This is a genomic window from Spiroplasma endosymbiont of Acasis viretata (assembly GCF_964031275.1).
GTDB lineage: Bacteria > Bacillota_I > Bacilli_A > Mycoplasmatales > VBWQ01 > Spiroplasma_E > Spiroplasma_E ixodetis_A.
The window spans coordinates 982552-996459 of sequence record NZ_OZ035019.1; the positions used below are offsets into that span (position 1 = coordinate 982552).

Sequence of the window (13908 nt, forward strand, 5' to 3'; positions counted from 1 at the left end):
GACTCTTGAACAAAATCGTGATCTTGGATGAGAAAAATTAGATAAATTTTTTCGAATAGATTTACTTAAATTATTATAATAATAAAAAATATATCTTTATAATCATAATAAGGACAAAATAAACTTTGTCCTTATTATTAATTTTGTTTATTAATTAAAAATTGTAAATAAAGTTATTAATTGTTCATTATGTTATCAAAATTTATGTTGTTTAATGCAATGTTAACATATGTCATACGACCAAATGAAGAATTTAAAAAACAATACCATTGAAAGTAAATATTATCATTATCATGTCAAAGATCTAAGTTAAGAGCAATTTCTGTTCCTCATCCTCCACCATCTTTAGTATTAATATAAGCAATAAAAAGAACATTAGCATTACCGGGGTTTTTATATTGTTCAATTTTTGCAGTATTAGTTGATAGTGTTGGACTACTTTCAATTCCTGTTGAAGTTGATACTTTGAAATATGAATTAATAAAACAAAAAGTTGGATACATATTACTGAAGGTATTTCAGTCTCTCGCATAATTGCTTCACTTAAGAATATTATAAATATTAGAATTATCAGTAGCGATTGATGTTCCATTATGTGAATCTGAAAAAGAATAATTTATTTTATCATTAATAATATTATTAGTGTTTTTTCAATTATTATAATAAATAGCAACTAGATTATTACTTTTATCAAAAATTCAATTTAATGAATAGTTTTTAGTAGTTAATGTTAGTGGTGATTTATTCAAAAAATTATAAACATTTTGATTATCAATAATTAAATTAATAATGTTACTAGTTAATTGATTGTTAATTTGCCCTTTTAAACTAGTTTGATTAATAAAATACATTGCTAAGTTATTAGCTATTGTCTTACTAATTTTATTATCATGTGTTGCTTTAGCAATATAATATAAACCTAGTGTTTCATTTAGATTATTGCTATGTTCAACTTTATCAGCACCTGCTTGATTAGAAATATCAATATGTTTTTCAATATCACCTTGTTGAATATATTTTCAATTATTATAACCATTAAAGTATGAATCATAATATTCACTTTTACTATATGGATTATAATCATCTTTAATAATAGTTACTTTTTTGTGGCTGTTCATTTCTTGTTTTGTATTTTCAATATTTACTTTATCTTTATCAGGAATATTTATATTAGGGTTATAAACTAGGTTACCATAGTTATCTACTAAAAAAGTATTCCTTGCTTTAGGAAAAGTGTATTTTGCTAAAGATAATGTATCATAACTATAAAATTTATGATCTGTTATTGATTGATTAGTAATTCACTCACTATTGCTTAAATAGTTAAATTGGTTATTGAATGAAGCATTATTTTCTTCTAATTGATTTATTAGTACAGTATTTTCAATATTTATATTATTAATATTGTTTCCTAAAAAAGTTAAAGGTGGTATCACACTTAAAAAAATTAAATATTTATTCATAATTTTATACCTCTATTTTTTAAATAATTATTTAAAAAATTAATAAATATATATTTTATAACACTTTAGTCATTAAAAAGTGTTGATTTAATTATAAACATTTTATTTGAAATTAGCAAAAACTAAAAAATTTAAATAAATAATGTGTATTAAACGTACTTTACAATATGTTTCAATATTAATAATTTGCATATTAAATAAGTCCTTTTTTAAGTTATAATATTTATTTATAACTCAATAGACTTGGTGCAAAACCTTTAATTTTAATAATTTAACGGTTATTATTAATATCAAAGGTGATAATTATTATGTTAAAAAAATACAAAGATGAACAAGAATTTTATAGTTTAGTGGGAATAAAACTACAAACATTTCAAAAAATGGTTGAAATTTTAAAAAAAGCTGAAGCAATTAAAAAAGCAGTTGGTGGTAAACCTAATAAATTATCAATAGAAAATCGTTTATTAATGACATTAGAATACTGAAAAGAGTATAGTAGTTATAGAGTTATTGCAAAAAGATATAATATTAGTCATACTAGCTGCATTCGTAATATTTTTTGAATTGAAAATACTTTAATAAAAAGTGGAATTTTTAATTTATCTGTCAAAAAAGATTTAATCAAAAATAAAGGAATCAATAATACTTTACTAGCTATTGATGCTACTGAAACTCCAATTGAAAGAATTAAAAAAAACTAAAATTACTTTTTTCGGGTAAAAACAAACATCATACTCTTAAATCGCAAATAATTATTGATATTTTAAATGGAAAAATTATTTCAACCGCTTTTTGTTTTGGAAGCATTCATGATTTTAAATTACTTTTAAAATCTAAAACTTTTATTCATCCAGAAAAACAAGTTTTTGTTGATTCAGGTTATCAAGGAATACAAAATATTCATAAAAATACATTTTTGCCATTTAAAAAAAGTAAATACAATAAATTAATACCAATTCAAAAAGAATACAATAAAACTTTAAGCAAAATTAGAATTAAAATTGAACACGTATTTGCTAAACTAAAACGTTTTAAAATTTTAACTTTAAAATATCGCAATAAAATACGAAGATTTGCATTAAGATTTAATTTAATAGCAGGAATATATAATTTTGAATTACCTTAGTTTTGCACCAAGTCTAATGAAAAAAAATAATACGAATTTATTGGAAAAATATTATTATTATGATAATATTCTACAAAAGAATATAAAGTTTTTTAATCCTCTTATTTTAATTTTAAAATAAATGGGTTTTTTTATTTTTAGAAAGGAAGAAGAAATAATGGCAGCTGAAACTTATATTAGAAAATTAAAATTATCGCCAACATTTGCATTCACAACACAACAAATCCGTTCATTGACAAAAGAGCAAAGAGAAGCGATTGATAAAAAACAAACACCAGTATTTACAATGGAACAAATGAGAACATTCACACTTGAACAAATGGAACAACTTGCAATTGATCCAGGTCTTATTGATGAAATCATGAGATTATCAGAAGAAGAAGAACAAGTGGAACTGGCAAAAAAATTATCGTTAGAAAAAGAAAAACAATCTGACATAATAGTAAAAGAATTTAAAGAAACATCAATTCCCTCATCACAAAAATTTAAAGTAGAGACAGAAGTAAAATTAGTTACTGAAGAGGAAATACTAAAACAAGGAGTAAGACCCAAAGGAAGTAAGATTGTTCAACGTCAAATTCAACATACAAATAATAATCATCAAGAAAAGGCAATAATTTCCGAACCAACCATTTCACCATCTCTTTATGAAAGTAGTTTAGATTTACAAGCAACCAATGAAGATGATGAATTTGGTTTTGTAGTTGTTGATGAACCTTATAAAACATTACAATCAGAAGAAGTATCTGAGAAAGAAAGAGAAGATATTGATAGAGCGATTGCATTAGAAGCTTTATCATTAAAAAGACAAGAAAGAAATAATAAAGCAATTGGTTTATATTTAGAAGAACAAGAAGAACTTGAAAAATCAGCAAAAAGACAATCAAATTTAATTCAAGTAATCAAAAAATCTGAAATAGAAGAAATTAAAGTTTTAGAACAACAAAAAATAAATAAATTTTTAAATTTATTTATTAAATTAGTAACTTTTGGAAAAATTAATAAAAATAAGAAAATTGAATTAGAAATTAGTAAAAAATGAAAAAAAATATCAGAATCATGTAGTAAAAAGCCAAAAACAAATCCAACATTATTTTCAAAATCATCTGGAAAAGCTTTTAATAAACAATAAGTAAACAATGACTCAACAAACGCACCATTAACAAATTTAAATAAACCAAGAACATCACAAATGTAAAATATTAAGAAAAGAGTTATCTTATTTAAGATGAAATATTATTTTTTTTTTTATCTTGGGGTGATCTTTTCTTGAGGCTTTTTAATAATCTGTGTATCTTTGTTTTACAAAGTTACTAATTTAGATTAATTCTGTCTTCAAATTTTATCATAAAATGAGCAATTGCTGTATTTCAATTTTGAATAGGCAATGTTCATTTTTTTTGTTATATTTTCAATTGCCAAGTAAAATATTTTGAAAACTGCCATATCATTAGGAAAAACTTTTTTATTTCTGATAACTTTTCGTAATTGACTATTTACAGATTCAATAGCATTTGTAGTATAAATCACTCTTTTGATTTCTACTGGATAACTAATAAAAACCATTAAATTATCTCAATTTTTATATCAAGATTTAGTAATTTGAGGATATTGTTTATTTCATTTACTTTCAACGATTCTAAAGCTTGCATTGCTTGTTCTTCACTACATGCACTATAAATTGGTTTTAAATCTGCAACTAGACCTTTTCGATGTTTGTATGAAACATATTTTAAACTATTTCTAATTTGATGAACAATGCATAATTGATGTTCTGTTTTAGGATAAACTGATTGTATTGCTTCTGACATGCCTGTTAAATTATCACTACAAGCAATAAGAATATCATTTAAGCCACGATTTTTCATTTCTGTTAAATTTGCTAATCAAAATTTAGCACCTTCATTTTCACTAATTCATAATCCTAAAACATTTTTTTTGCCTTCTAAATCAACTCCTAATGCTATATAAACTGATTTGTTAATAATCCGTTTATTTTGTCGTACTTTAACTACTATACAATCAAAATAAACAATAGGATAAATACTTTCTAATGGTCGATTTTGTCATGCTTTAAGAACCTGTTTAAAATCTTTTCAATAAAATTGAAATAAAGGCAAGAACAACCATTTGTAAGCTAGTATTTAATTTTTTTTCACAATTTTTTCATAATCTTCTGCATTTTTCTAATCATGCAAAACTTCGTTCTACAACTCATCTTTTTGGTAATACTACAAAAGAATGTAATTCATTACGTTTTATAACTTCAACATTTGCATTTATAATTGTTTTAATTTTAGAAGCAAATTTTTCACCAGTATAACCAGCATCTACTAGTATTTTTTGAACTGCAGAAAGATTCTCTTTTTCATTTTCAATCATTATTATAGCACTATTACGATCTGTTTTTTCTGCTGTGGTTATGTAAATTGCATGTGGTAAACGTTGAGAATCAACAGCAATATGACGCTTTATTCCTGAAATCTTTTTACCAGCATCATAACCTTTATTTTTAGTAGTATCTGTATTTTTAACACTTTGTGAATCAATTATACAAAAACTAGTTTGTTATTTTCTACCATTATTGATACGAAATGCCTTGACTAATTTTTTTTAAAACTAATTGTAATACACTAGGTTCTTTATCATTATTTTTACTTCAAGCTTGAAAATAATAATATACAATTTGTCATTTTGGAAAATTTTTTGGTAACATTCTTCACTGGCAACCACTTTTTAATACATATAAAACTGCACAAAATACTTCATATAAATCTAAACTTCTTGGTTTAGTTCTCTTTTTAGTATTTTCTAAAATTGATTTTATATTTTCAAATTGCTCTTTGCTAACATTACTAGGATAATTTTTACACATATATACCTCTTATTTTAAAATATATAATCATTTTATACTATTCTCTAAAAGATTTTAAACAGGTTCTAACATCATCAATAACATCATCAGTAATTTGAATAATAACACTTTCACTAATATCAGCACCATGATATAACTCTTGCAACTGCATTCTAATATCTGATAATGTCATACCTTTTGCATATAAAGAAAGAACTTGTTGATCAAAACCATCAAATCTTCTTTGTCTTTTTGCAACTATTACAGGATTAAAATTACTATTGCGATCTCTTGGTACATCAATTTCAATTTTACCTTGTTGAGTTATTAATTTTTTTGAACTTGTACCATTACGAGCATTTTCAGTAGTACTATGTTGATTTTTTTCATATCCTAAATAATTTTGCATCTCAGAATTCAACATTTTTTCTACTAATCTTTTTGTTAATTATTTATATAAACCGCCAGGTTTAAAAACTGTTGTTAAATCTTCAGTATTTTCTAGTAATAAATCTACTGCTTTTGATATTGGATCATTATTATTAAAGTTATCTTTTTTAGCCATCTGTAACTCACTCTTTCTAGTCATTTAATTATATTTACTAGAATTAATTAAACATAGTTATTTTTATAAGTGCCACTTGCCACTTGCCACTTAGCCCTTTTTACTAGACCATTAATTTAAAAAACCTGAATGTATTCTAAAAACAATTGTGTTATATAATTAACACTAATTTTAACCTGAAAGGATTTTTATTAATGGATAAAATTAAACAAATAGCATTAGTAATTAACAAATTAAATATCAAAGAAAAAATTAAAATTATTGATGATTGTAAAAATCAATATTCAATTAGAAACCTATGTCAATATCTTCAATTAAACAGATCAACATATTACTTTTTAAAAAATAAACAAAAACCTATTAAAAAAGAAGAAAATCATATTATTAAATGCAATCATAAATATCAAAAAATATGCCAACTTTTAATCGAATTTCATTCTACAAGAAAAGGCAGAATTTATGGATATTTAAGAATTTTTTCAGCTTTTAAAGAGTGATTAAAACAAGAAAAAAATATCATTTTAAATATAGAATTATCAATAAAACAAATGCGAAAAATTATGAAAGAACACAATATTCAAGGATTAAAACAAACTAAAAATAACTATCCTAAAAACAAAAAAAATCCAAATAAGTGAATACCTACAATGGATAAAGTAAACAAAGATTATAAAAGTACAACCTCTTCAAATCAAATTTGATCAATGGACACTAAACAAATAAATACTAAAGAAGGATGATTATATCTTTTTGTAATTATTGATTTTTATTCAAATAATGTTGTTAGTTATAATATTGCTCCTAATAAATCATATCAGGATTTAATTCTTCCTGCTCTTGAAAAAATCAACAAACAATTTTCTTGAAATCAAGTAAAAAATGTTATTTTACATTCAGATAACGCCAACGAATTTTATTGTCACGATATCACAAAATGAGCAGAGGATAAACAAATAATTTTAAGCAAAAAACAACCTTATGATATTGGTGGTAATGTATTATCTGAAAACTGATTTTCTCATTTATCTCAAGAATGACTACCTAAAGGATCAAATCAATATTTATCCATCAATGAAGCTATAAATGATGTAAATCAATATGTTATGTTTTATAATTATGAAAGAATACATTCTAAATTTCTAAAACCACCAATTTTACAAATTAAAATTTAGAATTTTATATCAAAAATGGTCCAGTAATTAAGGGCCAACCACCGTATTTTCAATTCAAAAAATATTACGAATGCAGCTAGTATGACTAATATTATATCTTTTTGCAATAACTCTATAACTACTATACTCTTTTCAGTATTCTAATGTCATTAATAAACGATTTTCTATTGATAATTTATTAGGTTTACCACCAACTGCTTTTTTAATTGCTTCAGCTTTTTTTAAAATTTCAACCATTTTTTGAAATGTTTGTAGTTTTATTCCCACTAAACTATAAAATTCTTGTTCATCTTTGTATTTTTTTAACATAATAATTATCACCTTTGATATTAATAATAACCGTTAAATTATTAAAATTAAAGGTTTTGCACCAAGTCTAATGGATAAAGTAAACAAAGATTATAAAAGTACAACCTCTTCAAATCAAATTTGATCAATGGACACTAAACAAATAAATACTAAAGAAGGATGATTATATCTTTTTGTAATTATTGATTTTTATTCAAATAATGTTGTTAGTTATAATATTGCTCCTAATAAATCATATCAGGATTTAATTCTTCCTGCTCTTGAAAAATCAACAAACAATTTTCTTGAAATCAAATAAAAAATGTTATTTTACATTCAGATAACGCCAACGAATTTTATTGTCAAGATATCACAAAATGAGCAGAGGATAAACAAATAATTTTAAGCAAAAAACAACCTTATGATATTGGTGGTAATGTATTATCTGAAAACTGATTTTCTCATTTATCTCAAGAATGACTACCTAAAGGATCAAATCAATATTTATCCATCAATGAAGCTATAAATGATGTAAATCAATATGTTATGTTTTATAATTATGAAAGAATACATTCTAAATTTCTAAAACCACCAATTTTACAAATTAAAATTTAGAATTTTATATCAAAAATGGTCCAGTAATTAAGGGCCAACCACCTTATTATTTATACTTTTTTAATTATTTTTAAAAAATTACTTATTTTATTAAGAATATTGTTAATATTATATTAAATAATAACTATTAAAAATTTAAGGAGAAATTATGGAAAATAAAATTAATTTAGATAAATTAACTATTAATTCAATTCGTATGTTAGGAGTACAAGCAGTTAATGCTGCTAAAAGTGGCCATCCTGGTATTGTTTTAGGTGCTTCACCAATGACTTTTTCTTTATTCAAAAATCATTTATCTTTTAATCCAAAAAATCCAAAATGATTTAATCGTGATCGATTTGTTTTATCAGCAGGTCATGGTAGTGCTTTATTATATTCAATATTACATCATGCTGGTTATAAATATACAATCAATGATATAAAACAATTCCGTCAATTAAATAGTAATACACCCGGTCATCCCGAATATCATTTAGACTATGGAGTAGAGACGGCTACTGGGCCATTAGGTCAGGGTATCGCTAATGCTGTTGGAATGGCGCTTACTGAGAGTTTTCTTGGTGCTAAATATAATCAAAAAGATCTTAATATTATTGATCATTATACATATGCAATTTGTGGTGATGGTGATTTACAAGAAGGTATTGCGCAAGAAGCACTTAGTTTTGCTGGACATTTTAAATTAAATAAACTAATTATTTTATATGATTCAAATGATGTTCAATTAGATTCATCTGTTAAATTAGTGTATTCAGAAAATTTAAAAATGCGTCTTCAAGCATTAGAGTGAAATTATTTAAAAGTTGAAGATGGTGAAGATGATAAACTTATTTCTGAAGCTATTAAAAAAGCAAAACTTAGTGATAAACCAACTTTAATTGAAATTAAAACTATAATTGGTTATGGGGCTAGTAAACAAGGAACACCCAGTGTTCATGGCTCTCCTTTAATGGAAGATATTAAAACAGTTGCTAAAAATTTAAACTGAGAATATCCTGAATTTACTGTTCCAAAAGAAGTAAGTACTTACTTCACACAAACAGCACTTAATCATGGTTCTAAAATAGAATTAATTTGAAATCAAAAAGTTGAAAAATATGCAAAATTATATCCAAAATTGTATAATGAAATTAAATCAGCATTGAAAAATGAAATTTTTAATGAAGATTATCAATTAAATAAAATTGATTGAACTTCAATTATTGGAGTAAATCCACAAGCAACAAGAGTAGACTCTGGTAATATTTTAAAACTTTTATCAGCTCATTGTCCAACATTAATTGGTGGTAGTGCTGATTTAGCTGGCTCAACTAAAGCATTAGTAACAGATAAAGACTTTTTACCTCTTGATCATTCAGGAAGACATATTCATTATGGAGTAAGAGAATTTGCAATGGGCGCTATTGTTAACGGTATGACGTTACATCAAGGCACAATTCCTTTTGGTTCTACTTTTCTTGTGTTTAGTGATTATCTAAAGCCTGCATTACGATTAGCAGCTTTAATGTCAATTCCATCTTTGTTTATTTTTAGTCATGATAGTATCGCAGTTGGCGAAGATGGTCCTACCCATGAACCAGTTGAACAACTAACAATGTTAAGAACTATTCCTAATTTTAATGTAATTCGCCCCGCTGATACAAAAGAAACAATTGGTGCATATTTAATCGCATTATCTAGCAAAACTAACCCTAGTGCTATTATTATTACTAGACAAAATTTACCACAACTTGCAAATAGTAATATTGAGGCAGTTCAAAAAGGTGCTTATATTATTATTAAAGAGAAGAGTAGTAAAGCTTTAGATTTAATTATTATTGCTACCGGTAGTGAAGTTTCGTTGGCTATTGCTAGTCAAGAACAACTATGAAACGATCAAAAACTTAATGTTCGTGTAGTTTCAATGCCTTCTATTTTTATTTTTGATAAACAAGATAAAACATATCAAAATAAAATTTTACCTAATGATATTATAAAAGTTGCTATTGAAATGGGTTCTAAAGATAGTTGATATAAATATGTTGCAGGTAATGGCTTTGTTATTGGCGTAAGTACTTTTGGTATTTCTGCTCCTGATAAGGTAGTACTAGAAAAATATGGCTTTACATCAAATCAAGTGTGTGATAAAATTAATAAGTTTTTAAACAGTAAGTAAGGAGAAATTAATAATGATGGTTTGGTGAGCAGTATTAATCATTGGCATTGCTAGTGCGTTAATTGGTGGATTAGTTGGTTTTATTGTTACTAAGAAGATTTTCGAAAAACAATTACAGAAAAATCCTCCTATTAATGAAAATATGATTCGTGCAATGTATTTACAAATGGGGCGTAAACCTACTGAATCTCAAATTAAATCAGTAATGCAAGCAATGAAACTTCAACAAAGTACTATTAAAAAACGATAATTTTTATTAAATATAAATTGTAAAATAGTTACCATAATGGTAACTATTTTTATTCATTATATTTGTGATAAATTTAATGTTTTATATATATCCGCTTGTTGATGGCTTATTTTGTGGATAATTTTCTTCTTTTAATTCTTGTTTAATTTTTTTCTGTCATTTTTTTTCTTTTTCTTGATTAGTATTTAATTTATTAATGTTACATTTAAATATTTTCTTTATTCTTTGTTCAATTTTTAAAATTTTTTTCTTATTGATTTTTAATCCAATTAATATTAAATTTTCTTTTATATTTTTTACTGAATTATTTGTATTTAAATGTATTAATATATTATCTTTAATATCATGAAATAATGAGTTATTTGAAAATTCTGGCCTATATTTAATAATTTCTACTTTCGCCTTATTTGTAATATATTCTTCATATTCTTGATAAAATATGTTTTCTAATATATTTTTTATGTTTTTATCATAAAATAAACTATTATTAATAATGATTGTCAAAGCCGTATCACCATTTTGATTTATGAAATGAATATTTGCATTATTTATTAGTAAAGTATTAACTATTTGTGCTAGTCCATTTTTAGCAGCTAAATGCAAGGCTGTATCACCATTTTGGTTTGCGTGGTTGATATTAGCGCCATTTTCTATTAAAACATTAATTATACTTAAATAACCTTTTTTAGTAGATATTATTAGTGCTGTATCACCATTTTGGTTTGCGTGGTTGATATTAGCGCCATTTTCTATTAAAATTTTAATGGAATCTATAAGTTGATAATAGTGACTTGATAAGTTGATAATAGTGACTTGCTACTATTAAAGGACTATCACCATTTTCGTTTGTATAATTTAGATTAGCATTTTTTCTATTAAATTATTGATCTCTTTTTTTATTTCAGAACTAATTTTTTCTTCTTTAATTATATAATCCCAATAATTAAAATATGTAATATTTTGATATGAAGTGACAGAATTTAAAATAACTGATATTATTTTTTTATGGTTTAAATCATTTGTAAATTTATTTCTATGTTTAATATTATTTAGATGTATATAAAAAAAATCAGTATTAATAAGTAAATACTGATTTAATATTAGTTATCTTTTAGTGATAGTGCTGTTAATAATTTATTGTATGTAGCAACATCTTGTTTTTTAAAGTATTTTAAGAAGCGTTTTCTGCTTGCTACCATTTTTAACAAACTTCGTTTTGCAGTAATATCTTTTTTTTGTACTTGTAGATGGGCTGTTAATTCTAAAATTCTTTTTGTTAAATTAATAATTTGAACTGCAGAAGAACCAGTATCTTTGGCATTTAAGCGAAATTTTTTAATCAATTCATCTTGTTTAATTTGTTCCATATTTGACAACTCTCCTTTAAATATAATTCGGCTTAAGCAAAGCTAATATCGGAGAGAATATTAACAATGTTAAGTCAACACGCTTATAATATTACATTAATTTTAAAAATAAAACAAGCATTTTTTAAAAAAATATTTTTATTAATTTTGTATAAAGAGATGATTTTTTATTTTTTTTCTTCATTTGCTTTTTTATTTTTTTTATCAAAAATAGTCACTTTACGTTCAGTATGATTAAGAATTCTTTTACAATTATCTCAATGACGAATAATAATTAATATTCAAATTAGAGCCATAATTATATTAACAATATAGTATTGAGTGTCTTGTTGGGAAAGAAAAGCATGCAGTGGCATATTCGGTATTCATGATAAGATAAAAGCAAGTATCATCATTAACATTGAAGATAAAGATGATATTCTACTTAAATATAAAATAAATCATCAACTAGCAATTGTGATAACGCAATAAATAGGATTAATCATTAATAGTACTCCTAATGAAGATGCAGCTCCTTTACCACCACGAAAACCATAAAATAGTGGTCAACAGTGACCAATAATTGCAGCAAGACCAGTTGGATAAATATATGCTTGTTTAAACATTGTTTCATAATTAGGATTAGTAATATTGATAAAGGTTAAACCGTATGCAATTAAAATAGGAATAGCGGGCTTAAAACCGTCAATAATTAAAATAATAGCTCCTCATTTACCACCCATAACTCGTGTTGAATTAGTAGCACCAGCATTTTTAGAGTAATAATCTCTAACATCGGTTTTAAATTTTATTTTACTAATAATAATTGAAGGTGAGATTGAGCCAATTAAATAACCAATGATAATAAAAATAAAAGTTCCTAATAGATTAATATGTTCCATTTTTTTCTCCATTCTTGTGCAAGTATTATGTTAATAAAAATTTTATTTTTTGGAAGTTAAATTGTTCTTTTTATCTTTATTATTATAATATAAATTATAAATTATTAATGTTAATAATATGATATTAATAACTGTGCCAAAGGCATTTGCTGCTAGTAAGGGAATGTTTTTAATTAAACTAGCATAAATTATGAATGAAGTTAATCCTATTTGATATATGCTATAAGAAATTAACGATAAACCTTTTGTGTTTTTAGTTTTAATTAGTTTAATAGTTTGTGGTAAAAAGGCAACCGAAATAAAAAAGGCACCTATATATCCAATAATATCAATTGCAATATTAGACATTTTTTTCCTCCTTATTTTTTTGTTTAATTAAATTGTTAACAATAATCCCAATTATTATGAAATTTAGTATAGCAGTAATAGTTTGACAAGTAATCATGGGAATATCATTACGAAGTATGCCAAATATTAAAAAAGTAAGACCTCCCAGTTGATAGATACTATATGAAAAAATAGAAAGACCTGAAGTATTTCTTGTTTTAATTAGTTTAATAGTTTGTGGTAAGAATGCCAAAGGAATACAAATGGCTGCAAGATACCCCAATATTTCTATAAAAATGTTCATTTTTTCTCCTTTTAATTAATTTAATTTATCATAGTAATTATAATAAAATATTGTGAAAATAGTTATTTATTTTATTTTAAATAATAAAAAATGTGTTTTGCTAAACACATCATTAATTTATTTTTCTTCTTCTTTAATGAAACATTTTTTACATAAAGATTTCCCTTCTTTTGTATCAAGAATGTCAAAAGGTTCAAACATCATTTCGCAATCAAAACATTTTACGGTTTTTGTTAAAGGTTCATCATCAGTTTTTTTGTTTTTTTTATTGAATCATTTCATTATATCCTTCCTTTCTAAATATATTAAATAAGTGTGTTAATGACACACTTATTTAATATATTTATTTAGCACAATCTTTACACAAACATTTACCATCTGCTGCTTTAGTACATTCAGATGAACTTTTCATTTTCCCACAACCATCACATTTTTTTTGATCTTTTGCTTCTCCGATTTTATCCCTTTTTTTAAATGGTCACATGTATATAACTTCCTTTCCTCATATCATAATTACTCTACTCAATTATAACAAATTTTA

The 13908-nt window shown here is 24.3% G+C and carries 16 protein-coding genes and 3 pseudogenes; 6 read left to right on the forward strand and 13 right to left on the reverse strand.

What is annotated here, in order from left to right:
- Positions 1-176: 176 nt before the first annotated feature.
- Positions 177-1463, reverse strand: a complete 1287-nt coding sequence (locus AAHM96_RS05425) for a hypothetical protein (protein ID WP_342272888.1) — start codon at positions 1461-1463, stop codon at positions 177-179.
- A gap of 308 nt (positions 1464-1771) precedes the next feature.
- Here AAHM96_RS05425 and AAHM96_RS05430 point away from each other — a divergent pair.
- Both AAHM96_RS05430 and AAHM96_RS05435 read left to right on the forward strand, forming a co-directional pair.
- Positions 1772-2589: pseudogene (locus AAHM96_RS05430) on the forward strand (IS5 family transposase).
- Between the two features lie 157 nt (positions 2590-2746).
- Positions 2747-3721, forward strand: coding sequence for a hypothetical protein (locus AAHM96_RS05435; protein WP_342272889.1), 975 nt, complete (start codon positions 2747-2749; stop codon positions 3719-3721).
- A 191-nt stretch (positions 3722-3912) separates the two neighbouring features.
- Here AAHM96_RS05435 and AAHM96_RS05440 read toward each other — a convergent pair whose 3' ends face one another.
- From AAHM96_RS05440 to AAHM96_RS05455, 4 genes and pseudogenes are all read right to left on the reverse strand, one after another.
- Positions 3913-4155 carry a transposase gene (locus tag AAHM96_RS05440; RefSeq protein WP_342272890.1) on the reverse strand — a complete coding sequence of 81 codons (243 nt, stop codon included), beginning with the start codon at positions 4153-4155 and terminating at the stop codon, positions 3913-3915.
- A complete protein-coding gene (locus tag AAHM96_RS05445; protein WP_342272891.1) occupies positions 4155-4715 on the reverse strand; it encodes an IS256 family transposase in 561 nt (186 codons plus the stop codon). Before AAHM96_RS05445 ends, AAHM96_RS05440 begins: the two co-directional genes overlap by 1 nt.
- A pseudogene (locus AAHM96_RS05450) lies at positions 4675-5464 on the reverse strand (IS5 family transposase). The gene AAHM96_RS05445 and the pseudogene AAHM96_RS05450 overlap by 41 nt, the downstream one beginning before the upstream one ends.
- A 64-nt stretch (positions 5465-5528) precedes the next feature.
- Positions 5529-6008: pseudogene (locus AAHM96_RS05455) on the reverse strand (transposase); the annotation flags it as partial.
- Positions 6009-6202: 194 nt separating this feature from the next.
- Here AAHM96_RS05455 and AAHM96_RS05465 point away from each other — a divergent pair.
- Positions 6203-7180: an IS3 family transposase gene (locus AAHM96_RS05465; protein ID WP_342272824.1), complete on the forward strand. Its 978-nt coding sequence runs from the start codon at positions 6203-6205 to the stop codon at positions 7178-7180.
- Between the two features lie 27 nt (positions 7181-7207).
- Here the strand turns inward: AAHM96_RS05465 and AAHM96_RS05470 are convergent, their stop codons facing one another.
- Entirely contained in the window at positions 7208-7489 is a 282-nt protein-coding gene (locus AAHM96_RS05470) for a transposase family protein (protein WP_342272892.1), read from the reverse strand.
- A 70-nt stretch (positions 7490-7559) separates the two neighbouring features.
- Here AAHM96_RS05470 and AAHM96_RS05475 point away from each other — a divergent pair, with 70 nt between their 5' ends.
- From AAHM96_RS05475 to AAHM96_RS05485, 3 genes are all read left to right on the forward strand, one after another.
- The gene (locus tag AAHM96_RS05475) at positions 7560-7787 is read left to right on the forward strand and encodes a DDE-type integrase/transposase/recombinase (protein WP_342272893.1); all 228 of its coding nucleotides are present in this window, start codon (positions 7560-7562) and stop codon (positions 7785-7787) included.
- Between the two features lie 444 nt (positions 7788-8231).
- The gene (gene tkt / locus AAHM96_RS05480) at positions 8232-10238 is read left to right on the forward strand and encodes a transketolase (protein ID WP_342272894.1); all 2007 of its coding nucleotides are present in this window, start codon (positions 8232-8234) and stop codon (positions 10236-10238) included.
- Between the two features lie 13 nt (positions 10239-10251).
- A complete protein-coding gene (locus tag AAHM96_RS05485) occupies positions 10252-10488 on the forward strand; it encodes a YneF family protein (protein ID WP_342272895.1) in 237 nt (78 codons plus the stop codon).
- A gap of 81 nt (positions 10489-10569) precedes the next feature.
- On the opposite strand, the gene AAHM96_RS05490 is transcribed toward AAHM96_RS05485, so the two are convergent.
- The 7 genes from AAHM96_RS05490 to AAHM96_RS05520 all read right to left on the reverse strand — a co-directional run bounded on the left by AAHM96_RS05490 (position 10570) and on the right by AAHM96_RS05520 (position 13851).
- Positions 10570-11295: an ankyrin repeat domain-containing protein gene (locus AAHM96_RS05490; RefSeq protein WP_342273731.1), complete on the reverse strand. Its 726-nt coding sequence runs from the start codon at positions 11293-11295 to the stop codon at positions 10570-10572.
- 293 nt (positions 11296-11588) lie between these two features.
- Positions 11589-11855: a 30S ribosomal protein S15 gene (gene rpsO, locus AAHM96_RS05495; protein WP_252319942.1), complete on the reverse strand. Its 267-nt coding sequence runs from the start codon at positions 11853-11855 to the stop codon at positions 11589-11591.
- Between the two features lie 167 nt (positions 11856-12022).
- Positions 12023-12748 (reverse strand): glycerol-3-phosphate 1-O-acyltransferase PlsY, encoded by a 726-nt coding sequence (plsY, locus tag AAHM96_RS05500; protein ID WP_342272896.1) that lies wholly within the window; start codon positions 12746-12748, stop codon positions 12023-12025.
- A 30-nt stretch (positions 12749-12778) separates the two neighbouring features.
- Positions 12779-13084 (reverse strand): SemiSWEET family sugar transporter, encoded by a 306-nt coding sequence (locus AAHM96_RS05505; protein ID WP_281748102.1) that lies wholly within the window; start codon positions 13082-13084, stop codon positions 12779-12781.
- Entirely contained in the window at positions 13077-13367 is a 291-nt protein-coding gene (locus AAHM96_RS05510; protein WP_338978737.1) for a SemiSWEET family sugar transporter, read from the reverse strand. The genes AAHM96_RS05505 and AAHM96_RS05510 overlap by 8 nt, the downstream gene beginning before the upstream one ends.
- A gap of 117 nt (positions 13368-13484) precedes the next feature.
- Positions 13485-13649, reverse strand: coding sequence for a hypothetical protein (locus tag AAHM96_RS05515; RefSeq protein ID WP_281748104.1), 165 nt, complete (start codon positions 13647-13649; stop codon positions 13485-13487).
- 61 nt (positions 13650-13710) lie between these two features.
- A complete protein-coding gene (locus AAHM96_RS05520; protein ID WP_342272897.1) occupies positions 13711-13851 on the reverse strand; it encodes a hypothetical protein in 141 nt (46 codons plus the stop codon).
- Positions 13852-13908 lie beyond the last annotated feature (57 nt).